We start from the raw sequence: 24,767 nt of genomic DNA on the forward strand, positions 1-24,767 counted from the left end.
ACGGATTATAAGTATGAGACATCAAAAAGGATTTACGTTAGTTGAGTTAATGATTGCCGTTGCCATTGTCGCGATCATCGGCATGATTGCTTATCCTTCATATCTTGAATATATAAGGGAGACCCGCCGGGCAAATGCGACGATGGCGCTGATGAGCCTGGCTGCTCAGATGGAGCGTCACTATACCGAAAATAATGCGTATGATCAGGGGATTGCTGCCGTGCCTGTCTCCCCGCCGTTTAATCCTAAATACAGCCCGGTGGACGCTGTCGCGGCTGATGCGGAATATCGGTTGTTAATAACCAATATAGGGTCCGATAGCTATACCATCCTTGCACAGCGTACCGGCGTACAGGCCGGAGATAATTGTGGTGACTTTCAGTTTACCCAGGCTGGAATTAAAGACATTATCAACCAGTCTGCTGGAATGACCGCCGGGGATTGCTGGTAAAAGCCATCAGGAAAGGGGGCATGAGATGGCTCCCTCAATCCTCCGGATTTGGCCATTGTTGTCTTCTTATCGGGCGTTACACTGATCTCTGTGTAGCGCTTCTCTCCGTACACTCTGAATTGGCATAGCTCAATACACTGTGTTGGGCTTCCTGCTACACTCGCGTTTATTTTGGGAATGGCAGCATGATGGCTGCTTCTTATCGACCGGTTTAGGAATTCTGGCATGTCTGATGTATTAATTGTTGGCGGCGGTGTTATCGGTATGATGACAGCCCGGGAGCTGTCACACGCAGGTATGAGTGTTCAGTTACTGGATATGAATGCCTGTGCAAAAGAGTCTTCATGGGCTGGGGGCGGCATTGTTTCGCCGCTTTATCCGTGGCGTTATTCTGAGCCGGTTACCCGTCTGGCTACCTGGTCGCAGAGTTCATACGTACATCTGGCACAACAGCTGTTGGAAGAAACCGGTTTCGACCCTGAACTGCGCCAGAAAGGCATGTTTATGGCCGCTGTGGATGATGCAGAAGAAGCGCTTAACTGGGCGGCGGAGTTTCACCGGCCAATGGAGCAGGTGGGTGCCCGTTTCTTGTATGAGAAAGAGCCGAATTTAGCGCCCGGCGTAGAGCAGGCGCTGTGGATGCCTGAAGTTTGCAGTATCCGTAATCCCCGTTTAGGGCGTTCATTACGCCGTTCCATTGAAATGGATGAAAATATTACCTTGCTTGAAGAGCATCGGGTGAGTGAGCTTCTCTTAGAGGGAGAAAGCGTTGTTGGTGTGCGCACCCATAAAGGGGATTATTATGCGGATCAGGTTATTATCTGTGCTGGTGCCTGGAGTGGCGAGTTACTGCGGCAGCTGAATCTGAACCTGCCGGTGGAGCCGGTTAAAGGGCAGATGATGGTATTTAAAGCAGAACCAGGCCTGATTAACCGGGTTGTGCTGATGGGCGGACGTTATCTGATTCCCCGGAATGACGGCCGGATTTTGGTGGGCAGTACGCTGGAGCGGGTAGGATTTGATAAGCAGACGACCGATGAAGCTCATGACTCTTTGTATGCCACGGCAATGTCTATCTGCCCTAAGCTGAAAGATTATCCGGTGGAGTACCATTGGGCAGGTTTACGCCCGGGATCCCCTGAAGGCGTACCGTTTATCGGGCCAGCTCCGGGTTACGAAAACCTGTTTGTGAATGCCGGTCAGCACCGTAACGGCTTGGTATTAGCGCCTGCTTCGACCCGTTTAATGGCTGATATTGTGCTGCAGCGGCGGCCAATCATTGATCCACAGCTATACACGCTTTCAGGTCGGCTGGTGGGCTGATGAAGCAGAGAACGATTACAAAAAAAAGGGTAGCTAACTGGCTACCCTTTTTTCGTTTGGTTATCTAGTCGTAGATCGTAGGAATGGGCTGGCGCTTGTGCTCTGTGCGCTGGTAAATACCGATCAGACGGGATTCAACTTCTGCGGATACCGGACGCCCTTCCAGAAAATCATCGATCTCATCGTAAGTCAGGCCCAGTGCAGCTTCGTCTGCTTTCTGTGGGGCTTCACACTCCAGATCAGCGGTTGGGGTTTTATCCACAAGCAGGGCAGGCGCACCTAAATGTTTCGCCAGTGCCCGTACCTGACGTTTACTTAAACCGAACAGCGGAGCCAGGTCGCAGGCACCGTCGCCCCACTTGGTATAAAAACCGGTAATGTTTTCAGCAGAATGATCTGTTCCCAGCACCAGACCGTTGAGCAGTCCGGCCACTTCATACTGAATGACCATGCGGGTACGTGCTTTTACGTTACCCTTGGCAAAGTCCACCCGGCCGGCGTCGGCCGGCATATTGCCAATGGCAGTCAGTGCTTTTGCCGTCGCGCTGTGGATGCCGTCGGCGCCGGGCTGAACATTAACGGTTAGCCTTTCGCTTGGCTGGATGAAATCCAGAGAAGCCTGGGCGTCTTCCTCATCTTTCTGAGTACCATAAGGCAAGCGGACAGCGATAAAACGGTAGCCCTGATCACCGCCTTCATTTAACTGGTTAACTGCCAGCTGAGCCAGCCGGCCACAGGTGCTGGAGTCCACCCCGCCACTGATGCCCAGTACCAGGTGCTTACAGCCGGATGCCTGCAGCCGCTGCACGATAAAGTCGGTACGGCGCTGAATTTCAGCAGCGACATCAATTTCAGGTTGAACGTGCATGGCGGCAACAATGGCAGATCTGTCCATGGGGATCCTCTGGTTTCTGGCGGGCAGGGTTAGTCAGGTCAATTCTATGTTATCTCCGGGGACGGCGGAAGCGTTGCGGTGGGTTCTTTATATATAGGAAATCCATCTAACCGGTGCCTGAACTTCACCCGGAGAGGTTTATCACAGAGTCTGGTGGAGTAATAAACAGGAGTGATAAAGATGCGTAAATGCCGGTTGCTGGTGTCAGTCTGGTTAATGATGCTGTTTTCTTTGAGCGCGCAGGCAATGGCGCTGAAAAGCTGGGAGGGTGACGATACTTCATTGCAACAACAGGTGGGTAAGGGGAAATGGGCAGTGGTGATTTTCTGGCGTCATGACTGTGAGTTTTGCAAACGTGAAGTACCGGGGCTTTCAGCTTTTCATGAGCGAAATAAAGATACTCAGGCAGAGGTGATTGGTGTCAGTATTGATGGATATGGGAATAAAGCACTGGCTGAGGAGTTTGTTGCTGAAAATCAGCCAGCATTTCCATCGCTGATCGGCGAGATTCAGACTGTTGCGCGAAGCTTTCAGCAGCTGACTGAAGAAGGTCTGCGGGGGACACCTACGTATATGCTTTTTAATCCACAGGGGCAGCTGGTCGCGATTCAGCCCGGTCTGCTTGATCCTGCTGCAATCGAAGCGTTTATTGCTCAGCGTTCATGATTAGCGGCTAAATATTTTCAGAGCATCCGATGCCTGACGGACCAGTTGCGGGTTATGGGGCTCGCGGGCATAAGTGGCAAAAACTGGCCGTTCAAAAACCGGTGCATCGGTTACCTGATACAGCCGGCGGCTTTGCAGGTAAGACTGCACCGTTCGCTTTGGCAGATAAGCACATCCGCCATTAGCGAGCAGCCAGGGCAGCCCTGCTTCTCCCAGACCGCAGGTTTGCAGGCTGCTCTGTAAATGCGGCAGCCGCTCAGAGTGGGCGGCATTGTAACCCCAGCCCCAGTCGATATAGAGATAATCTTCAGCGGTAATCTGGTGAGTCAGTAAGGGTTTGCTGGCGACCATGATCAGATCGTCAGCAAAGGCTTGTTCGACGATCAGTCCGGCCGTTGCATCCGCAACAAAGATTAGTCCAATATCCAGTGTGCCGGCAGCTACCTGTGCGACAATTTCACTGGAGTAAAACGCACTCATATGCAGCGTCAGTTGTGGGTCATGTTTGCGTAGTTCGCTTCCCCAGCGGGGCAGAAAGTCACTTGCCAGGGTGTTGTGGGTGGCAATTCGCAGCGTGCCGGCACTTTGTTCACTGCGTTTTACATCTGCTTTGGCATGCTCCCAGCGCTGTTGCATGATCTGGGCGTGCTGATAAAAACGCTCGCCGGCCAGTGTCAGGGTCATACCCTGAGTGCTGCGTTCAAAAAGGGACTGATCTAACTGGTTTTCAAGCTGCTTTATCCGTGAGCTTACCGCCGATTTTGTGATGCATAACCGTTCAGCACATATGCTCAGGCGTTTCACTTCAGCCAGTGTTAAAAAAGTTTTAATAGACCAGGTGTCCATGTGTTGCTCCGGGCAGGGTGGTGCAAGGTGAGTGCTCTTATTACTCTTATTAACAGATCAAATTCAGAAAATGTCCAGAAATATAGTACTACTTGAGTGTTAAAAAAAGTTGTACAGATGGTGTTGAATTATCCGCTATCTGACGTTCCCGGTTTTTTCTAGTATCAGTGAAAATAATCAGAGATACCGGAGACGGGTATGACACAGAGTATTTCAACTCAGCGGCCATTGGCGGGATATCGCGTTGTGGATTTTGGTCAGTATATAGCGGGCCCGGCTGTGGCGATGATGCTGGCAGATCAGGGCGCAGAAGTTATTCATATTGATCCCCCTGAAGGCCCTCGCTGGGATAATCCGGCTGATGCAATTCTGAACCGTGGCAAGCAGCGGATTACGCTGGATCTGAAGACGCCGGAAGGTTTGTCTGTCGCTCAGCAGCTGGTAGAAAATGCTGATGTATTGATTGAGAATTTCCGGCCAGGTGTGATGTCACGCCTGGGGCTGGGGGCTGAGGAGATGCGACAGCAGAATTCGGCACTGGTGTATTTGTCTTTACCGGGATTTTCTGAACAAGATCAGGAGTTGGCGGATACGCCTGCCTGGGAAGGAGTGATTGCTGCGGCGGTTGGGCAATATACAGATATGGGGCTGAACCGCATTTTGATGGGCATTAATCCGTCGTTTTCTCCATTGCCACTGGCATCAGCTTATGCGGCTGTATTGGGAGCTACTGCTATAACGCTGGCGTTGTTTGCCCGTTATAGTCACGGTAACGGTGACCGTATAGAGGTACCTGTATCAGCAGCCCTGATGGAAGGGCTTGCCTATAACTCAATGTATATTCACGGTCTGCCGGATCGTTACAAGTCACCCCGGGAGCTGGAGATTGAGCGGCGGCAGCGCACGGGAGAACCGCTGAATCTTGAATACACAGACTTGCAGGAATTTCTGGACCCGTTTTACCGGACCTATGTTTGCGCTGATGGCCGTCCGTTTTATGCGGTTTGTTCTTCCCACACCCGACATCCCAGAGCATGTCTTGAAGTTCTGGGGTTGTGGGATGAGATTAAAGCAGCAGGTATTCCGACCCACAGCGCCTATCTGGATCAGGATGAATGGCCTGAGGGGGCCGACTGTACGCTTGTTTCTTATCCGCTCAGTAAATACTGGGCAGAGTTTGTATCAACCCGGATGAAACAGGTATTTGCGACTAAACCGGCCTATGAGTGGCAGCAGATTTTCGGTGATGCCGGTGTCCCGGGATGTGCCCATCAGTTAACCCGGGAGTGGCTGAATTCAGAACATGCCCTGGCCTGCGGAAGTATCCTTGAAGTCAGAGATCCCCGTTACGGAAATATGCGTCAACTGGGCAATATCTGCTGGTTAGGCGGTGACTCTGCGATTGTGGATAAGCAGCCAGCCCGTTTACCGGGGCAGGATAATGGGACAATATCTGAGGTGATTGATAGTTGGCAATGTAATCCACGAATCGGCGTTGGCTCACAGAGTGCAGTGACCGGTTGGCTGGACGGTATAAAAATACTGGATCTGACAAATGTGATTGCTGGCCCGACGATTGCTGGCACTCTATCCCGCTTTGGGGCGGAAGTGATCAGCATCGATCCTCCTGAACCCGCACTGGACCCCTGGAACAGCACAGTGTTTGGTATGCAGGCGAATCAGGGGAAACAAAGCCTGCTGCTGGACCTGAAGAGTGAGCCGGGCAGGCAGGCACTGGCCCGGTTACTGCCGGATATCGATGTGATTACGATTAACGCCAGTGATGCTCAGTTAGATCGTTTAGGGCTATCCATGGAGGAATTACAGGCAATCAATCCGCAACTGATACTTTGTCAGTTTGATGCTTATGGCGGGCCACTTCGGGGCCCACGCAGTGACCACCCCGGATATGATGATCTGGTACAGGCAACAACAGGCATTATGAGCCGGTTCGGCGGTGGGATGGACACGCCGGAAGAACATGCACACTTCGGTACAATAGATGTGTTGGGTGGCTACTGTGCAGCTCATGCGATAGGCGTGGCGCTGGTAAACCGTGCCCGTGGTAACGGCGGTTCGCTGGCCCGCAGTTCTCTGATTGCCGCCGGGCAATTGATACAGGTGCCGTTTATGTATGACTATTCCGGCAGAGCCCCTTTTAATGAACCCAGTGGCCGATATATCAAGGGCGAGGATGCACTGTATCGCTGTTATCAGGCAGCGGATGGCTGGTTCTTTCTTGCGATTAACCGGGCGACACAGCTGGGAACGTTTGCAGAACTGACAGGGCTGGTAGTTGAGCCGGACAACCTGCCCGCATTGGAAACGGCGTTGGAAGCTTTGTTTATGACCCGTTCAGTCGCCGATTGGCAAGGGCTCTTCAAAACCGAAGATATTGCCTGTCAGCCACTGCTGAGCATGGGGCAGTGGCGTGAGCGTCAATTGATGATGGCAGACGGGCCGGATAAAGCGGTGAATCTGGCAGGAAAAAGCAGTGTGGCATTTGTGCGATATGCGCATCATCCCTGTGGGCATACTGTCGATTTAATCGCCCCCAATGCGATCCGCTCTGCTGATGCACCTGTCATACTACCCGTGGCGATGCCCAAGTATGGAGCAGATACCCGCCGGTTACTTACGGCACTTAACTTTAATGCCAATCAGATTGATGAAATGCTGGCACAGGGTGTTGCTGCCACGGAATGGAGTAAGCACTATCTGCCTTTATAGCAGGAGAACGCCGTTGATAAGCCTGCTGTAAAGCGGGCTTTTTTAGTGTGGTGGAGGTAAAAGCCCCATGACACCCGGGACCCCGGGGCTGGGGCAGTCGTTCAAGATAACACCGGTAAACCGGGATTTATCCGGTGAAAACTGCTGTTGAACTGGGGAAAAATCATAGAGGTTGTGCAAAAAGTATTCAACCACAGAAAAAATGAGTGTTTACCGAAGCCTGATTATTGCTTGAGAGAGGCAGAGTTGTAGAGGCTATAATTAGGCTGCAATTTTTTACAAGCCACTTTATGTAGAAGTTGCTATAGATAGTTTCGAATCCGATGTAATCGGGCAGGCCGTCGTCGAAGTATTAATTTCTGTGGGTATAAAAACAGATGCAGGACCGAATTGAATATCAGCATGTAAGTGAGATGCCTGGTCTGGTACTGGGGGATGGCTGTTATTCAGATTTTCACTTTGACCCGCACTATCATCTGGATTATCACATTGGACTTGTGACTGACGGGGTGCAACGTCAGCGGTTTCAGGGGCAAAGTGTTCTGTTGGGGCATGGTCGTATTTCGGTGATGCCCCCCGGGGAAATCCATGATGGACACGGTGAAGATAATGATAGCTACCGGATGAAGACATTCCGGCTGGCACCTCAGTTGCTGTGTAATGATATGACTGATGTAGCTGGCCGTTTATTTACTCCGGAGTTGGCGGGGAATATGCTGGAAGACCCTGGTCTGGCGAATGGTTTATTGCAACTGCATTACAACCTGCTTAAGGGAGAAGATGTTTCCCTTGGCACTGAAAGCACCTGGCTGGAACTGTTGGCGTTAATGGTTCGCAAACTGCAGCCAGTAAAGTTTACGGAAATAAAGGGTGGCTTAAGCCAGAGGCACTGGCAGTGGGTGCAGGAATATTGTGATGTGCATCTGTCAGAGAAAATTAAACTGGAGCAATTATCGGCGCTGTGCGGGCTAAGCCGGTTCCAGTTTCTCAGACGTTTTGAGCGAACAACAGGGCTGACGCCCCATGCCTGGTTAATCCGTTTCCGGCTTGAACGGGCATGTCTGCTGTTGAGTGTTCCCGGTGTTTCAATTGCGGGCGTCAGCCAGGCGGTAGGGTTTTATGATCAGAGCCATTTTAACCGGGCGTTCAGGCAGGCTTACGGGGTAGCTCCCTCAGCCTATCTGAATCATGCGGCATGAAAGCAGTGTAATTTTTATGACAGGTGATGATGAAAAAAAGATAAAAAAAAGCAGCTGATACGCTGCCTGAAAATGCTGATCAGTTGCTCAGCATCGTGTGGAGATTGAGGTCCGCGGGCCAGAGAAAGTAATGCCCGGCGGAGCTTTCATGGAGTTCTGCACCTATATCCATGCTTTTTTCAGTGAGTTCATCCCGGCCATTCTCTGTACTGATAAAGCCTGATGCCCGTAATGACACCAGCAACCTTTGTGCATTGGTTTTGTACTTTGAAGCCAGCAGGTTTGTGCTGATTTTGGTACTGTCCGGCTGTTTAAGTGTCTGTCTGCTCTGTTCCTGTGCCGTTGTCTGCTGATACGTTGGAGTTAGCGGTGTTTTTGTTTCTGTTTCTGTTTCTGTGAGAACCGGAATCTGGTACTGCTCCTGTCCCATCCGGATCAGACGTTCAGCCTCTTTGACTGAATCGACGTATGCATCTGTATCATCCTTTTTTGACAGTAGGATGCTCATTTCATAGTTATTTACCTGGCTGAATTCGTACAGATTCATGCTACTGATAATGCTGTACGCTTCATTCAGGTAACACTTTGCATGAAGGTCATCACAAAAAAACAGTTTAATTCTGGTGCTGCTTAGTAACCAGTTTTTTTCGCCTTCCTGCAGTTCCTGTTTACCGTAGACAATATGAAATGAAACGCCGCGCAGAATGGCATCCTCAACAAGCTTTTTAATGCGTTTGTTAAGTTTCAGATAGGGGCTGATGAGCACAACATGCTTACGTGCCTTGCTGATTAAATTTTCCAGTACAAAGTTCGTTGCACTGGTGTTTAAAAGCTTCGCCATTGATCGTCCTTTTACCCTTTGAAAGGTAAGGTTTTGCTTTGAATTGCATTCATATCCCCCGATATATGCTTAATGTAGCACGGTTTTTTTGTCGCTATTAGCGGACAGTCAACGTGTTTTCAGGATTGCCAAAACGGGAAATCAGGCGATGGGAAAAAAGCTGCAAAGTCAGAGGGGAAACGGATAGCAACCGGCGGTAATTCGGCTGCTATCCGGTAACAGATTAAGCGTGGATTTTTGAACGTAACAGGAGAAAAATGAAGTAGCAGCCGCCTAATGCTGAAGCAAGGGTACCCGCAGCGATCTGGCCAGGGTAGACAAGGTTTCGTCCCAGCCAGTCTGCCAGCATGAGCAGGCTGGCACCGAGTAACGCAGCAGTAACTAGCTGACTGCGTGCTGACTGTGCCCCGGACAGACGTGCGAGATGCGGTGCCAGCAGGCCAATAAATCCGATGGGTCCTAATATCGCAGTAACCAGTGCGCAGGATAACGCAACCAGAGATAAAAGTGCCCAGGTACTGGTGGTGACAGGCATGCCTCTTCCCAGTGCCAGCGGTTTACCGATACTCAGCAGGGTCAGCCAGCGGCTACAGAGCAGAGCTGCTAGTAGTATCAGTAAGCTTCCGGCCAGTAAAACAGCGGCTTGAGTTGCTTCCACCCGATAAGTGCTGCCCGCCAGCCAGGCCAGAATGGCATAGACATTCTCATTGCCGTTGGCCAGTGCAAACTGTATTAAGGCTTCTACCAGCGCGGTAAGGGAAATACCCAGCAGGACAATCGCTGCGGGCGAAAATTGCTGCCGTTTAGCCAGAACTAACAATATCAGCAGCAGGCCTGCACTCCCCGCCAGTGCGATAACAGGTCCTGCACTGGTCAGAGGCTCGCCGAAAATAAGCGTATAGAGAACCAGTGCAGCACTGGCACCGGCGGATACCCCCAGAAGATCCGGGCTGGCAAGCGGGTTGTAAATCAGGCGTTGCAGTAGGGTACCTGCTACAGCCATGGTAATACCAGCGGCAAGGGCCGCGACAATACGGGGAGAGCGTAGCTGCCATTGTGCATTGTCTGGCAAACGCCATTGCCAGAACTCACCGTTATTGCTGAATACGCTGGCCACAATGAAGCTGCAGACAGTCACTGATACCAGCAATAGCCAGTGTTTTGCCCGTATCCGTCTGAAGGGCAATGCCTGCAAACTGAGTTGATCTTCCGCGCGCATTTTTTTCAGGGCCAGCGCGATAAGAACCGGTGCACCGCAAATAGCAGTAGCTGTTCCGGTCGGGATGATTTCTATTGTCCAGAGGCTTATTAACCGGGCGAACAGGTCAGCAAAAAGGAGTAACAACGCCCCCATAATGGTACTGAACCAGAGTTGATCTTTTGCCGTCCGGGCACCGCACAGGCGGGTAATGTTAGGGGCGATTAAACCAATGAAACTGATGATACCTACTGCAGTAACCGATGCTGAAACCAACCAGAGTGTGGCAGCAAACAGTATCAGCAGAGCCGGTGTGACGCTTAATCCACGTGCACCGGCGCCCTGCTGACCCAGTTTCAGTAGCTGAAGTAAGCGGGGAGCAAAGACCAGAATCGGTAATGCAATCAGCAGTTTAGGCGCCAGCCAGCCCAACCATTGCCAGTCATTCTGTGCCAGATCACCGGCCCCCCAGATGAACAGTTGTTTAGCGTACTGATCACGCAGCAGGATGATGGCGCTGGTGATCGATCCCAGCAGTATGTTGACAGCCATACCGGCAAGAATCACCGGTAGCCCTGCCAGTTGCCGGATACCGGCGATGGTCAGTACCAGCCCCATTGAAAGTAATGATCCGGTCATGACCAGCAGCGAAGTAGTATCCGGAGCCAGACTGGGAAACCAGACGCTGACGATAATCAGTGCCAGCCAGGCACCCGAAGAGGTTCCCAGCGTAAGCGGTGATAGCAGTGGGTTACGGGTTACCTGTTGCAACATACTGCCCGCCAGCCCCAATGTGGCACCGACTATAAGGGCCATGGCCAGGCGAGGCAGGGTGGCAAACAGGTAGACGAATTCCTGAAACTGTTCCGGTGTCCGACCAGTGATCAGTAACCATTGCTGGTGGAGAGATAAGGGGGTATCCAGTTGCAGGTAACCGCTACCAGTCAGCAGCAGTATTAACAGGCAGATCGGGTAGCGTTGCTGAAACAAAACAGCTTGCCAGGCCGTTTTCTGACGCGGAGGCATTGTTGATATTCCGGATGTCATTGGGCGCTCCCCGGAGGCTGTTGAGGAGCGATTGCCAGCAAGCTGTCTGCCAGCGCTTGTGCCAGATACTTCAGTGAAATGGCACCTCCGTATGTCCAGGTAGAGGGAACGGCCCTGATGCGGCCTTTCCGGACAAAGGGCATTGCCTGCCAGAGCCTGGAGGCTTCAAGTTTTGGCCATTGAGCAAAGGGTTCAAAATACAGCACTGTGCCCTGTTGGATTTTGCTAAGGTCAAGCACCCGTTTCTGAACCAGGCCCCACTGGCTGTTAGGCTGCGGAAGTGCGGAGGTTATCCCTAACTGTTCCAGCGCATACTGACTCATAGAATTATCGCCATAGATATACACTGAAGAAGGATTCGAAAAGCGTACTGTTGTGACCAGTGGAAGCTGCTCAGGATAGGCCTTTTCCAGCTGCTGGCGCAGGCGGCTGAATGTATGGTTCATTTCCTGCAGCCGCGATTCGGCAAGTGCTTCCTTACCGAGCAGGTGGGCCAGTTGTCGGTATACATCAATCGCGGCCAGAGGGTTACTGTGGTCAGCGCTGAACGTTTTGAAATAGATTACCGGTGCAATTTTCTCAAGCCGGGGAAGTAAACTGCTGTGTACTTCATTGATCAGTATGAGATCCGGCTTCAGTTGAATCAGTTTTTCCAGATTAGGCTCACTGCGGCTGCCCAGTTCTTCTATGCCTGCCGGTAATGCCGGTTGCCGCACCCAGATGCTATAGCCCGCCTGATCAGTCATCGCCAGTGGCTTGGTATTCAGTTCCAGCAGTTGTTCGGTGAGTGTCCAGTTAAGGCTGGCAATGCGCTGGGGAACGGTTTGGAAAGTCTGTGGCCCGCGGCTGTCAGTAATTGTGATGGCAGCCTGAAGGGCGCTGCTGAAACTGAGCAAACCGATGAGCAGATACTTTAGCATACGATTGCCACCTTATGATCATGGCGATTAAGCAGTTCGATATTGATGTTGAACAGATCGCTTAATGACTGCTGATCTGCAAACTGGCTGATGTCTCCCTGAAAGGCAGGGCTGCCATTTTTCAGCGCAATGACCTGGCTGGCAAAACGTAGCGCAAGATTAATATCATGGAGGACCAGAATGACACCTCGGTTGTGCTGCAAATGCAGGTTCTTCAGCATGCTCAGTAATTCATACTGATGGGCGAGATCGAGAGCAGCAGTGGGTTCGTCCAGTATCAGCAGTGGGGATTCCTGCGCGAGCAGCATGGCTATCCAGGCTCGCTGGCGTTCGCCGCCTGAGAGCTGATCAACCAGAGTATCTGCGAAATCAGCCACACCGGTCTGTTCCATTGCGTGTGTGATTGTCTGTTCGTCCTTTGCGGTATATCTGCCGAGTAATCCCCGCCAGGGGAAGCGACCGAGACGAACTAACTCTTTGACTGTCAGCCCTGGAGCCTCCGGTAAATGTTGGGGCAGATAGGTAATTTCTCTTGCCAATTGCCGTTGCTTCAGGCTGTTCAGAGGGGCGCCATTGAACTGAATATTCCCCTGGTCAGGAACGGCTTGCCGGGCGAGTAAATTCAGTAACGTGGATTTGCCTGAGCCATTATGGCCGAGCAACAGTGTAAAGCTGTCTGTAGCCAGTTGCAGGGTATCTATATTCAGAATATGCCGGCCGTTGCGGTGAACCCGGATATCATTCAGTTCAAACATATTAATTATCCACTCTCATGCCGCTGAAAGCGGAGTCGGTCGGGGACAGTTGGTACACAGCTCGCCGTCATGCCGGCGATAGTGCATGCAGCAACTCAGTCGGGTTATATGTAAGTTTGCGTCGGTTTGCATACCCCGGGGAGGCAGTTCGGTTGCTTCGAGCCAGAGAGGCAACTGGGCGCGGATATCAACCTCACTGATCAGACCTGAAACCGATGGAACTCTGGCGAGTGCGCTGACCAGTTGATCACTGAGCAGTGCTCTGGCCAGCCTGGGGCGTAAGGTACATACCTGCTGCAGTTGTTCCAGCAGTGAGGTGACAAGTGTGTTGAGCTCCCGGCCAGCACGGACAATCAGCTGAGCATGGCTTCCCCTGAACCAGCAGCCTGCCGGCAGCGAATAGCCGGCGACAATGCCTTTATCCAGTCTTTGGGTTAGCTGCTGTAATGGTGGAATCGCTGACAGTCCATATACCGCTGTGACGGCAATCAGTACCGGTTGCCAGATCAGTAATTCCCAGCTGCGCACTGACCAGTAACTGCGGCCTGCTTCCGGAAAGTGTTTTTGCCAGTATGCATGGAGTGCCTGCAAACTTGTCAGAGGTGTCTGGTGGCCGGAAATGACAAAGGTTTCCGGGGGGCTGATACAGCCCCGCAGGGCAGGGTTGAGCTGTTCAGTAATACTGAACAGTTGTTGGTGCAGATCTTCCGGTGGCTGGCCACCGGAAGGTTTGCTGATTGCTTTAGAACTCATATTTAAGGGTGGCTTCCAGTGTTCGGTCAGCGCCAAACCAGCAGTTATTCGCGTCATAACAGCTGACATTACGTTTATCGAACAGGTTGTTTACAGACAGGTTGAAACTGGTGCCCTCAAGGCTGCTGTTATAAGCCCCCAGGTCCAGATTGACGGCCAGATCTACCAGGGTGTATGCCGGCAACTCGCGGCTGTTGGTTTCATCCAGCTGTGTTTTACCGATATAGCGGATACCAGAACCCAGACGTACGGCGTTACTCAGTTGGTAGTTTGTCCACAGCGTGGCTTTACTTTCCGGTACCCAGACAGGGGTTTTACCTTTCAGGCCCTTGTTGTCTTTAGTGAACTCCATGTCCAGAACGGTGGCGGTGAAGTCCAGTCTGAGTTTATCTGTCAGGTCGCTGCTGATTTCGAACTCAAGGCCCTGAGAGCGCACTTCACCTGCCTGAATCTGATCGTAGGCACTGCCGGAAGGGTCACGGGTCAGAACGTTATCTTTTATGATGCGGAAGGCTGACAGGGTCATATTTGTATCGTCGCCCAGAGGTGCGAATTTAATACCTGTTTCCCACTGATGGCTGGTGGCGGGTTTGAAGGTTTTGCCGTTGCGGTCACTGCCGCTCACCGGTTCAAAACTTTCGGCATAGCTGACGAACGGAGCGATGCCGTTTTCAAAGTTATAAAGTGCGCCAATTCGGCCGGAAAAGTTGGTCTGGTCAACGTTGTTGTCAACGGCGGCATTATATTTACGGCCCTTTTCCGTTGATTCAAAGTCGTCGTAGCGCCCGCCGGCGATAACCACCCAGTTACCAATACGAATCTGATCCTGCAGATAGACGCCGATTTGTTTACGGTCGATATCAAAGTCACTGCTATAGACGGTATTGCTCAGAGTCATCCCTGGGTTGATCTGATGATGATCAGGGGCAAACAGGTCAATCGACGGCGCAACATCATCTTCATATTTAATTCTGGATTCGAGCTTCTGAATATCGACCCCGGCAAGCAGGTTATGCTCAACCTTGCCCCACTGAAGGTTACCGGATAACTGATTATCGACGGTATAGCCTTTGGAGGTTTCGTCAGTCAGGTAGGCACGCCGGTTCAGTGTTCGGTTATCTGCAGCCAAGCCGGTGTTGTAGGTGTTTTTCTGCAGTGCATCAGCGTTCATAAAACGGGCATTCTGCAGGAAGCTCCATTCGTCGTTGAATGTATGGCTGAGTTTGTAGCCCAGCAGGGTGACATCCCGCTCGTAAACGTTCCAGTTAGCATCGCCAGCGTAGCTTGACGTGGAGAGTTTGCCGTTAGGGTTACTGAATACAGAGCCGGCAGCCGGGACGGTATTATAGATACCGGCAGACGGGTCTTTCTGTCGGTAAAGGTTCAGATTAAGCAGGGTTTGATCCGTCAGTTGCCAGTCGACCGAGCCTGTTATCAGATAACGTTCTTCATCAGCAGTTACTGCTTGACTGTCTTTTTTACGGGTCAGCCCGGTGAATGTATATGACAGGTCATCTCGTCCGGCGAGGCTGCCGGTTTTGTTGATAGTAGTTTGCTGCAGGTTATCACTGCCGACAGTGGCGGAAATGCTGCCGGTTTCTTCATGGCTTGGTTGTTTGGCGATGATATTGACCATCCCGCCTGGCGGCATAGCACCGTACAGAACGGACGTCGGACCTTTGAATATTTCGATCTGCTCGATCGCTGCGGCATCAATCTGTGGCTGCAGGTTCCAGTCGTTGTATAGCAGCTGCAAACCGTCGTAAAAATTTTGTGCGTTATCAAAACCGCGGATCGTAAACTGATCCATTCTGACGACACTGCCGCCGCGAAGCTCAGTATTCACGCCCGGGGTGTAACGCATTGCTTCATTGATTGAACTCACGCCACGCAGATCGAGTGTTTCGCGATCAATAATACTGATCCCCTGAGGTGTTTCCTCAGGCTCCAGTGATGATTTAGTACCTGTATTACGATATGTCTGTGCAGTGATGACAACGTCATCCTGCTGTTCCAGTACCTGACTATCTGAGGAGTCTGCAGCTTGAACCATTGCAGGCAGTGCGGCTGCGGTTGCCAGTACGAGCAGATGTCGTGCAACCGGCACGGACGGAAGTTGAGTAGAGCCTGTAGACAGCATGGTGTTACCTGATTCACAGAAAATGTTTATTAAAAAAAGAACGATTCTTATTTCTGGGAATGGTAATGAGTTGAAATACTCCGGACTTAACCATTTGGTGCAAGTTGCTGATCAGAACTGAAGAGCCTTGTCGGCGAGTTTTACAGGTACCCAGTATTCCATGTAGGCATCATCACTGCCCGGGTCGAAGTTTCGGCCATACAGTTCAAGGTCAAACCCGTTAATACCCTGATATCCGGATTCTGGCAGCCAGTAAAACAGGAACCACTCGAGGGTTTTATCAAAGTCTTTAATATGACCTTTATAGGGAATAACAGCGTATGTTTGTTCCGGAATCCGGATTGTCTGAAGTACAGCGCTAATGCCTGGAGCGGGGTTCTCAAAGCAGGCCCAGTAGGGAATGTTATTGGCTGTTTCTTCCGTATTAAGGTCAATGACCCCGATATTGTCGAAACGGCAAAATGTATCCATCGGGACATAACGGGCCAGATTCATCCAGATTTCGGGGATAACCTTTTCGTAGTTGGGCTTTGCTGAGAAAAGTCCGTTGAAGTAGCCACGTACACCCTGTAGTTCAAACGAAGGACGGGTTTCAATTTTGACCTGTAATAATTTCGGTGGCAGCTCCGCTTTAATCCGGTCTGGCCGGCTTAGAGAGAGCGGTTGGCGCAGCCCCTGAAATACTCCTCGCTTTCGGTATGTACCCGGCGTGCACTCATATTCTTTGCGGAAACTGCGGTTAAAGCTGATTTCTGATTCAAATCCGCAACTAAGAGCGATATCAAGATGGCGGCGAGGAGTTGTGAGCAGTAATCTCGCGGCAGTACTCAGACGAATCCCGCGCACATACTGAGCAACGCTCATGCCAGTTTCTTTCATGAATACGCGCTGGAACTGCCAGCGTGACCAGCAGCTTTTTTCTGCAAGTGTATCCACTGTCAGGGGCTGGTCCAGATTGGCTTCAATATAATTCAGCGCTTGCTGAATACGTGCTATCTGCGGGGTATTGTGAAGAAAAGCTGGAGTTGCCACGGTACGGATCTCACTGAAACTGTCTTGAAGATATTTAGCCAACCCTGGCACTGCTTGTTTTTTGATCAGAAACTGAAGGGCGATAGTAGCGGGTTTATAAATTAATGTAAATGAGAATAGTTATTATTTGATGTGGGTTGTAAGTGAGATTTGCAGGTCCTTAACCGGGCGGGTTTGTCTGTACAATCTGTCAGACCCCAAATAAGCTTAAAGGCGCTTACTAAGGGTGAATATTGAGGCGATGTATATGCAATACTGGTTGTTTAAATCTGAACCTGATGCATTCAGTATCGATGATCTGGCTGCAATGCCTGATCAGACAGAGCATTGGGACGGAATCCGTAATTACCAGGCCCGGAATTTCTTACGGGATGAAGTGAAACGGGGTGATCAGGTGTTTTTTTATCATTCCAGCTGTAAAGACGTGGGGATAGTGGGTGTTGCCGAAGTCGTAAGAGAAAGCTATCCGGACCACACTCAGTTTGATCCTGAATCAAAGTATTATGACCCGAAGTCATCGCCGGATAACCCCCGCTGGATGATGGTCGATATTAAGCTAAAGCAAAAGTTCAGTAAGATCCTGTCTCTGAAAACCATTAAAGCGATGCCTGAAATCACCGAAATTGGTTTGGTCAAAAAGGGGCATCGATTATCGATCATGCCTGTGACGGACGTTGAGTGGAACTTGTTGATGGAAAAAGCCGGTTGAGCTGGTTTTATCTTCTTTGTCCGGTGAGAGGTCTCTGAGGTACGCAGATATTCTGTAGGTGAATTTGTGGCGGGTATTATTCGTCGCTTCGCGCCTCCCCCTTCGGGTTGCTGCAAAAAGCGCAGCAATATGTCGCTTCGCTCGGTTCGAACCTGCTCCGAGGGTGTTTCAAGCTGCTCAACAATAACAGTAGTGCATAAAAAAACGCCCCACAGGAACAGCGCCTGTGGGGCGTTTTTTTTATGCATTTGGTGGAGGTGGCGGGTTTCGAACCCGTTCAATAGCCCCTTTAAACTACATAACTAGCTGAAATTATTAAGGTTATTGTGTTTCAGCTAACTATCTATCAGTACTTTTTTAGGTGCGATGTGGACACTTTGTGGTCACTTCCGGGTGCATAAATTCAAACTTCACGGTGGGCAGGTCTTACAAGGATGCTCCTTAGAATTAGAAGAGTTTTTTGTGTCTGCTAAAGGTTGGTCCTATGAAAATCTCTACCGCGATGTCAGGAAGCCGCATAAAGCTGATTTAAAGATGATGGGATAGATGAATTCGGAGTGTACATCTGTTTACTCAATATAAGTCAGAACTTTTTTTAATTCTTCGTTGTCGCCAAAAAATGTTGAGCTGTTATAGAATCCGGATTTTATTATTGACTCCTCTATTTTTAGGCCGCTAATGTTAGAATTTTTTATATTTAGACTGTCGATGGTTGAGTTTTTAATAAAGCTTCCACCTCTTACGTTGCCTAACCTAGTTTCTCCGCTTAGCTTACTATTTGAAACCCTTATAAAGGTATGGTCATCAGGATCGGATGTGAATATTGATGTGTTGTTTAAGGATGTGTCATTTAAAAATATTTTTAAGTTATATTTAGACCTGATTGTAAGTTTATTGATTGTGGAATGTGAAATTATAGTATCAAGGCTTATTATGGTTGCATCATTTAAGTTGATACTGCTTATATGTAAATCGCTTAATATGCGTGATTTCTTGTTTCTAATATATAACTGTCTTATATTAAGCTGTGTTTGTCGTTCCTTTCCTAAAGTATATGAAAGTGATTTAACAACTTTTTCTGCATTTTCTTTGCTCGTCTTTCTCCATTCGGTAGGGGTAAATAAGTTTGGCTCTCTAATGTTTAAGAAGTGATCTAAATTGATCTCTTCTAATGAGAATATTAGTTTGTCTTCATTGGTAGAGAGAATGCTGTTTATTATATTAGTTGTTCTTTGTTCAGATAAACTTACTGATGTCGTGTATTCGGTAAATGTTGCAGTAAAAACTGTGAGATAAAACGCAGAAAAAGAGATGATGAATTTAAATGCATTGGGTCCGGTAAAAACTGCAATCAACTGAATTATGTTTCTGTGAAATATATCCAGAAGTTTTTTAATAACTATAATGAGTTCAATTCTTGTTAAGGATATTATATTTTGATTTTTATTTATGAGAGTGTAATTTTTAGTGGTAACTACCTTTTTTTTAAGGCCGTATAATACCAAGATTATTTGAAACAAAGATATAAATAAATAATCATAGAAAGTTGATGCCTTTACTAATGGTTCTAGTACTTTATGTATGGGTAAGGTTAAGTTGATGCCAATGTGAGTGGATAAGGCTGTGCATAATATTAAGTAAGTGGGAAAAAAGATACAAGTGAGAACTGTATAAGAGTATGAGCTAGTATGTTTTATTCGATATATGAAAAGTTGTGGGAGGATGAGAGATAATGTTGTGATAATATATAGTATTGCTAATTTTATTGCTATTGGTTCCGGGTTGGATAATAACTCAGTAAGTAATTCCAGTGATGAATAGAATATTAAAGCTATTGCAGATAGGGTGAAGTATCTGATTTTGTAATCTACATATAGTTGATAAATATTATTCATGGCTGCACTCTCATCGGGCTTAATTGTACCGCATCCTGTAAATGATCAGGTGCTAGGTGGGCGTAGCGCATCGTCATATTGATCGTGCTGTGTCCCAGGATCTTTTGCAGGGTGAGGATGTTGCCGCCGTTCATCATGAAGTGGCTGGCGAAGGTATGACGCAGTACATGTGATGCCTGACCTTTAGGTAGTTCGATACTGGTTTTATCCAGTGCCCTGTTGAAGGCCGACAGTGAGAAGCCAAATAGCTTATCTTCATTTCGTTTCAGTATTTCCTGTTCAAGTTCCTGTGATATCGGTATGAAGCGGTTTTTACCGCTTTTCGTATCGGTGAACTGGATCTGTCCGTTTCTTATATGACGTTTCTGCAGTGACTGGGCTTCGCCCCAGCGACAGCCTGTTGATAAGCAGATTTTACTGATCAGCAGAGCGTCAGGGTGTTTGATAGTGCTTAACAGTTCTTCGATCTGTTCAGTAGTCAGGTAGGCTAGTTCGGTTTCTGGAATCTTGATGGGTTTAACGCCTTCAAGTGGGTTCTGGTAGTTAATAACCTTAGTGCTGATCAGTTCGTTATAGATGGCCTTCAAGTACGTCAGGTGATTATTTAACGTCTTTGGCTTACAGCCTTCCTGCAACTTAGCGTTACGGTATTCAAGGAATGTATCGGGAGAGAGCTTGGCGGCTTTAGGGTTACTCATCACTAAAGCCATCGCATCAGCTGCACGTTTACGCCGGCTTCCATCTCTGAGATTGATACCGTGATTGTTGTACCAGATTTCTATCAAATCTTTTAACCGCCGGGTATCACCATTCGGGTTCCAGGCTTTACCTTGGGCTGCTAAAGATTTGATGTGTAGCTCGTATCGTTGTGCTTCAGATTTGGTATCAAATTTTTTACGCAGACGCGGGCCGTCTAGTCCTGTCGGACGGATGTCTAAAAGCCATTTATTTTTTAACTTAATTAGACTCATTGTATATTATTTTAGTTGGATACTATTTTAAATTTTTCGATTATTTTGTTTAAATTGGTTCTTTCATTTTCTGTTGCGTTGGCAAGATCGGCATTTTTTAATAGACTAGCAGCAGAGAATACTACTGCATCATCCATGATGAAATCATTTTCTTCATTGTACATTAGTATTTCATATGATAAGTGAAAATATTTTTGTACATAGAATCTTTGTGTGGTTTTTGATTTTGTTATTTCCCAGTGAGATTCTGATAATGAAATTAAATAGGATATACTATAGTTTATATCGTCAACTGTACTTATAAATAAATTATGGGTTCCATCTATTTCTGGGTGTAGATCATATTGAGTGTTTGTATTAAAGAATGCTTGGACCGTTGAGTTATCAATAAAATCATGAAATTCAATTTTCGTTTTAAGTTTCGATTCTATATCTAAAACAAGTACATCAATTAAGTGTTGTATTTCGTCTTGTTTAACTTGAAGCTGGGCCGCGTCGGCAGATATTTTCATTTGCTCTGTAGCTTGGTTTAGTTCTTTTTGGTTAATTCTAAGTGTATAGAGAAGTGCCATTAGTCCTATAAATCCAAAGATTGGATTTAGAATGCCACCAAAGAAGTCTCCAGCTGGACCTAGATTGTTCAATGGAGTATCGCTGTTTGTAAATGAAATATAAATAATGAAGGTAAATAGTGCTGTTATAGCTAAAAACGAAGAGATTTTTGTGGCATTCCGCATGAAAGATTCAAGTTCTTGATCCTTTTTACCAAAAATATTATTAGGTATACAGTCTAATTTTTTCCAGATATAAGAACAACAATATTTTAATACTGTAATTATTTTTTTGAGTATAGGTGAAAAAATGCTTTGTGTTTTTATTAAAATAGGTGGCTTGGTGAAGCTGTTCATCGGTTGTCCTGTTGATGAGCTGTGTTAGTGTTTGTGAAATGCTGTTTTGGTGCAGCGAATAACCACAATAGCAATGAGACAAACCCCTGCTATCTTGGCGTTAAACCATAAATACTGGTCTGGTGCGTGTACGAATGCTGCTTTGAAGTTGCTATGAAACTTCAAACCAAGAATGATAATGGCCAGATAGAGTATGATTTCATACAGAGACCAAGGGGCTTTCCGATAGCGTGGCTGGTCGGGGATAGCGTCCATAGTGGCAGGGGGAGGTGATGGCCTAGACTGAACGTCGTCTTTCTCATATGCCAGACGGCTTTCTCTGAAGCGTCCTTTTAAGCCTTTTGCACTGCGCCTTTCATCAGCTTCAAGTTTGTCCAGCTTCTCGATAAGCTGCTTCTTATAGTAGTCGCGATCATCAATAGCCATACCACTGCCTATCCATATCCTGTGGTTTGTAAGTCCTTTTACCAGTTTTAGCAGCTTTTATACAGGTTTTTGCTATCTAGCGATGCTGATGTTTTCAGAGGCACTGTGATTGCTGCACTGGGCCTCAACTAGATCCTTTAACCGCCGGGTATCACCATTCGGCTTCCAGGCTTTTCCCAGAGCGGTTAGCGATTCAATATGAAGCTCATACCTTTGTGTTCCAGCTTCGGTATTGAACTTCTTATGCTGACGTTAGTTGTCTCGTCCTTCAGGGCGGATATCAAGTAACCAGAAACTATAATGTTTTTATAGCTATTATACTGAGGTTTGTTTCATCGCTTTATTAAATAATGAGATGACTTCATTATCTTCTGATACATTATGCTTGTTTATTATTTTCTCTATTTTGAATATGTTTGCGAACTGTGTTAGAGATTTTAAGTCCACTGTTTTTGTAAATGTTTTCTTTTTGGAGGATAGTCTTGTTTGATAACCATTCTTGATAAAGTGATTAATTAATAGTATGCAGTTTTCATACTCATCTATTTTGATATCAATCCAATTATATACTTTATCTGAATTTCCCCATCTTTCCCATCTATATACTAAAGATCCAAAGTGTGAATATTTTAATAAGTTGTGGTTTTCATCGCCTGCTAGAGAGTTGATTTTTTCGATGAATTTTATTTTTGCTTTTATAAAGTCGTCTTCAGAGAAGATAAGTTTATCATAATTATTTTGTCTTCTATTTTCTTCTTCTTGCAAGATGGATTCAATTACCGATAGGAACGGTGTTTCTGAGAGCGATTCTTTTATTATGGAATATCTTTCTTCACTATTGCTTTTTGTGTAGAGACATTGAGAAGTGATGTTTAAAATTAATTCTTTTGTACTTATTTTTGCAAGACTGTTAGATTCTCTTGAATATCCCTCACCAAGCTTAATCATACTCAAAATAATTCGATTGACTATGTCTTGGTTGAAACTGGGGATGTGGAGGATTAAATGGCTTAGCATATCGTTTATATTATTCTCATGTATATGCTTCTTAATGATTTCATCAAGATTTTTTCTAGCGTTAATGCCGCTTATGAAATCATTATAGTCAGATACACTTATATTATTATGATGTGATATTAGTTCAAAGTACTTATTGAAGTGTGATTCATGGCATATTCTTGCATCCATGTGTGCTTCACTATATGAAAAATAATTATTTCTAGGTTTATATAGTATAGAGTCTAAAACAGGAAATAGTTCTAATACTAATGGTTCTATGAATTTTCTTGAAGTGGCTCTATCTAGTAATTTCTTGGATTCGTGTTCTATATGATCCTTTTCGCCATTTGATAACGACTTGTCTGATTGTTTAACTAAGATGTCTTTAGAATTTTTTATTTCATTGTAGATTTCAGGCTCAAACAAGCGAATGCATTCTATGGAAATGAGATCAATTATATTTACTTCAAAAGAGCTTCTTCCTATAAATGCTTGGAATGAAAAAGCTAAGGTTGAAATGTATCTGTTTAAACTTCTTATGTTATTTATATAATTCTTTAAACAAGATTCATGAATATAAATCCATCTATTTTTATCAAATGTGTCTTTTGACTTTGGATAAATATCAAGTATTGAATTAATTCTTTCGAAGAGAATGTTGCTAATTGTTTCTTGATTGGGTGGAGGAAGATTAAGCGGGAATTGTATGATTTTTTCTAGATAATATTTGCCGTGATAGTTTTGGGTTGTAAGTTTTTTTTCAACAATGTCTCGTTGAAATAGTAGAACGAAAATAATGTTTGGGAACTCTAGGTTTGATTTGATTATCTGGAATAACATCCTTAGCTGATCTTCTTCCAGTCGATCTAAATCATCCATAATAATTAATATAGGGTTGTCTCTTTTTGACAAAGATTCACTTAGGGTATTTCTAATCTCATCTAGGTTTTTTTTATTGTGTTTGCTATATAACTCAATGTTTTTTTGCCATTTGAGCAAAAGGTCTTTTGTTTTTTTTAAAGATTGTGATGCTATCATCAGTAGCCCAGAGGCTGTTATTATAGCTGATGTTGTTTCTGTAGGACCGGAGAAATAACTTAATAATCCTGTTGCAGCTAATATAACGCCAGGGATTACTAATGTTAAACTATTAGTGACAAGTTCTCCTGTAGATAAGTAATTGCCATATGTTTTAAGAAGCTTTGATAGCTTATCACCGTTTTTACTTTTGTCTTTTATACCTATGGCTGTTGATAACTCATTAAAAAAAATGCTGTGTAGAGAGGCTTGGTTGGACCATTGCCACGGTGAAAAGTGAATCTTATCAATATTGCTACTCTCTAAGTTTAATTCAATTAGCTTCATTACAGATGTTTTACCACTACCCCAATCACCGTTAATAGAAATTACATAGCTATGTTCAAGGTGCCAATTATTGATGATGTTGGATACATTTTGACAGAAGAATTGGCGGTTAAGTAAGTCCTCTTGAAAAGAGTCGATTGGTTGATCGGAATAAATAAAATTTTTTCTTTTCATTGGAAGTGGTTTATTTGTACTTTCAACCTCTAAATCTGACGAGTGATCACAACAGAGTATTTCTTTTGCATTGCCCCAGTTTAAGAATGTTTTCTTTTGGCAGATTTTGCAGATCATATAATTCGCTTTGTTTATTACTATGTTATTAGGTTTTAAATGTACTTTTATTCTATGAATAAAATAATTTATTTTCTTGAACTTAATAGTATGGGGTGAGCCTCTTCTTTTCTTTCTGTTTTCTGTAATTCTTGCCAGATCATAAACTGGAATATCTTACTGTCAGCTAAGTAGTTTCTGAAAACGGGGTCGTGCTGAAAAATAAACTTATAGAAGAGTGAAATAAATGTACTGAAGAGACCCAAAACAGCGCTTATAAAGAATAAAGTTACATAGAGGAACTTGAGATGTGGCCCTAACGAGTTTTTATCCAGGAACAGTGGAATGATAAAGATTAAGGAAAACAGTAATACTGTTAGAAGTAAGCTCCATTTTTTCTTCATGTTTTTTTTCCTGTTCCTTTAGTC

20 protein-coding genes and 1 other RNA gene are annotated in these 24,767 nt (G+C 46.4%); 6 read left to right on the top strand and 15 right to left on the bottom strand.

The genetic code is table 11. From position 1 onward, the window contains the following. Nucleotides 1–13 precede the first annotated feature (13 nt). Both JYB63_RS09940 and thiO read left to right on the top strand, forming a co-directional pair. Nucleotides 14–451, top strand: a complete 438-nt coding sequence (locus JYB63_RS09940; protein WP_205657696.1) for a type IV pilin protein — start codon at nucleotides 14–16, stop codon at nucleotides 449–451. Between the two features lie 225 nt (nucleotides 452–676). Beyond that, nucleotides 677–1,774, top strand: coding sequence for a glycine oxidase ThiO (thiO, locus tag JYB63_RS09945; protein ID WP_205657697.1), 1,098 nt, complete (start codon nucleotides 677–679; stop codon nucleotides 1,772–1,774). A 64-nt stretch (nucleotides 1,775–1,838) separates the two neighbouring features. On the opposite strand, the gene nadE is transcribed toward thiO, so the two are convergent. Next, entirely contained in the window at nucleotides 1,839–2,669 is an 831-nt protein-coding gene (gene nadE, locus JYB63_RS09950; RefSeq protein ID WP_205657698.1) for an NAD(+) synthase, read from the bottom strand. A 180-nt stretch (nucleotides 2,670–2,849) separates the two neighbouring features. On the opposite strand from nadE, the gene JYB63_RS09955 reads away from it, so the two are divergent. Then, entirely contained in the window at nucleotides 2,850–3,335 is a 486-nt protein-coding gene (locus tag JYB63_RS09955) for a TlpA family protein disulfide reductase (RefSeq protein ID WP_205657699.1), read from the top strand. Here the strand turns inward: JYB63_RS09955 and JYB63_RS09960 are convergent, their stop codons facing one another. Then, entirely contained in the window at nucleotides 3,336–4,181 is an 846-nt protein-coding gene (locus JYB63_RS09960) for a LysR family transcriptional regulator (RefSeq protein WP_205657700.1), read from the bottom strand. It lies immediately after the preceding gene. Nucleotides 4,182–4,379: 198 nt separating this feature from the next. Between JYB63_RS09960 and JYB63_RS09965 the strand changes: the two genes are divergently transcribed. Both JYB63_RS09965 and JYB63_RS09970 read left to right on the top strand, forming a co-directional pair. Continuing rightward, entirely contained in the window at nucleotides 4,380–6,911 is a 2,532-nt protein-coding gene (locus JYB63_RS09965) for a CoA transferase (RefSeq protein ID WP_205657701.1), read from the top strand. A 377-nt stretch (nucleotides 6,912–7,288) separates the two neighbouring features. After that, nucleotides 7,289–8,110, top strand: coding sequence for an AraC family transcriptional regulator (locus tag JYB63_RS09970; protein WP_205657702.1), 822 nt, complete (start codon nucleotides 7,289–7,291; stop codon nucleotides 8,108–8,110). Between the two features lie 79 nt (nucleotides 8,111–8,189). On the opposite strand, the gene JYB63_RS09975 is transcribed toward JYB63_RS09970, so the two are convergent. The 7 genes from JYB63_RS09975 to JYB63_RS10005 all read right to left on the bottom strand — a co-directional run bounded on the left by JYB63_RS09975 (nucleotide 8,190) and on the right by JYB63_RS10005 (nucleotide 16,838). Next, nucleotides 8,190–8,951, bottom strand: a complete 762-nt coding sequence (locus tag JYB63_RS09975) for a phospholipase D-like domain-containing protein (protein WP_205657703.1) — start codon at nucleotides 8,949–8,951, stop codon at nucleotides 8,190–8,192. A gap of 223 nt (nucleotides 8,952–9,174) precedes the next feature. Beyond that, entirely contained in the window at nucleotides 9,175–11,175 is a 2,001-nt protein-coding gene (gene fhuB / locus JYB63_RS09980) for a Fe(3+)-hydroxamate ABC transporter permease FhuB (RefSeq protein WP_205657704.1), read from the bottom strand. Nucleotides 11,176–11,192: 17 nt separating this feature from the next. Continuing rightward, complete coding sequence (locus JYB63_RS09985) at nucleotides 11,193–12,116, bottom strand: iron-siderophore ABC transporter substrate-binding protein (RefSeq protein WP_205657705.1); 924 nt, start codon at nucleotides 12,114–12,116, stop codon at nucleotides 11,193–11,195. Next, nucleotides 12,110–12,871, bottom strand: coding sequence for an ABC transporter ATP-binding protein (locus JYB63_RS09990; protein WP_205657706.1), 762 nt, complete (start codon nucleotides 12,869–12,871; stop codon nucleotides 12,110–12,112). The genes JYB63_RS09985 and JYB63_RS09990 overlap by 7 nt, the downstream gene beginning before the upstream one ends. A 15-nt stretch (nucleotides 12,872–12,886) precedes the next feature. Continuing rightward, nucleotides 12,887–13,624 (bottom strand): siderophore ferric iron reductase, encoded by a 738-nt coding sequence (locus JYB63_RS09995; protein ID WP_205657707.1) that lies wholly within the window; start codon nucleotides 13,622–13,624, stop codon nucleotides 12,887–12,889. Then, entirely contained in the window at nucleotides 13,614–15,764 is a 2,151-nt protein-coding gene (locus JYB63_RS10000; protein WP_205657708.1) for a TonB-dependent siderophore receptor, read from the bottom strand. The genes JYB63_RS09995 and JYB63_RS10000 overlap by 11 nt, the downstream gene beginning before the upstream one ends. A 111-nt stretch (nucleotides 15,765–15,875) precedes the next feature. Further along, entirely contained in the window at nucleotides 15,876–16,838 is a 963-nt protein-coding gene (locus tag JYB63_RS10005; protein ID WP_205657709.1) for a helix-turn-helix domain-containing protein, read from the bottom strand. 205 nt (nucleotides 16,839–17,043) lie between these two features. Between JYB63_RS10005 and JYB63_RS10010 the strand changes: the two genes are divergently transcribed. Further along, the gene (locus JYB63_RS10010) at nucleotides 17,044–17,505 is read left to right on the top strand and encodes an EVE domain-containing protein (protein ID WP_205657710.1); all 462 of its coding nucleotides are present in this window, start codon (nucleotides 17,044–17,046) and stop codon (nucleotides 17,503–17,505) included. A gap of 64 nt (nucleotides 17,506–17,569) precedes the next feature. On the opposite strand, the gene JYB63_RS10015 is transcribed toward JYB63_RS10010, so the two are convergent. The 6 genes from JYB63_RS10015 to JYB63_RS10040 form a co-directional block, all read right to left on the bottom strand. Next, a non-coding RNA gene (locus JYB63_RS10015) (RtT sRNA) lies at nucleotides 17,570–17,693 on the bottom strand. Nucleotides 17,694–18,074: 381 nt separating this feature from the next. Then, the gene (locus JYB63_RS10020; RefSeq protein WP_205657711.1) at nucleotides 18,075–19,400 is read right to left on the bottom strand and encodes a hypothetical protein; all 1,326 of its coding nucleotides are present in this window, start codon (nucleotides 19,398–19,400) and stop codon (nucleotides 18,075–18,077) included. Next, entirely contained in the window at nucleotides 19,397–20,371 is a 975-nt protein-coding gene (locus JYB63_RS10025; protein WP_205657712.1) for a phage integrase, read from the bottom strand. Before JYB63_RS10025 ends, JYB63_RS10020 begins: the two co-directional genes overlap by 4 nt. A gap of 11 nt (nucleotides 20,372–20,382) precedes the next feature. After that, on the bottom strand, nucleotides 20,383–21,279 hold the full coding sequence (locus JYB63_RS10030) for a hypothetical protein (RefSeq protein ID WP_205657713.1): 897 nt from the start codon (nucleotides 21,277–21,279) through the stop codon (nucleotides 20,383–20,385). A gap of 24 nt (nucleotides 21,280–21,303) precedes the next feature. After that, complete coding sequence (locus JYB63_RS10035) at nucleotides 21,304–21,705, bottom strand: hypothetical protein (protein ID WP_205657714.1); 402 nt, start codon at nucleotides 21,703–21,705, stop codon at nucleotides 21,304–21,306. A gap of 315 nt (nucleotides 21,706–22,020) precedes the next feature. Next, nucleotides 22,021–24,360 carry a KAP family P-loop NTPase fold protein gene (locus JYB63_RS10040; RefSeq protein WP_205657715.1) on the bottom strand — a complete coding sequence of 780 codons (2,340 nt, stop codon included), beginning with the start codon at nucleotides 24,358–24,360 and terminating at the stop codon, nucleotides 22,021–22,023. Between the last annotated feature and the right edge of the window lie 407 nt (nucleotides 24,361–24,767).

Source organism: Aliamphritea spongicola (assembly GCF_017051665.1).
GTDB lineage: Bacteria > Pseudomonadota > Gammaproteobacteria > Pseudomonadales > Balneatricaceae > Amphritea > Amphritea spongicola.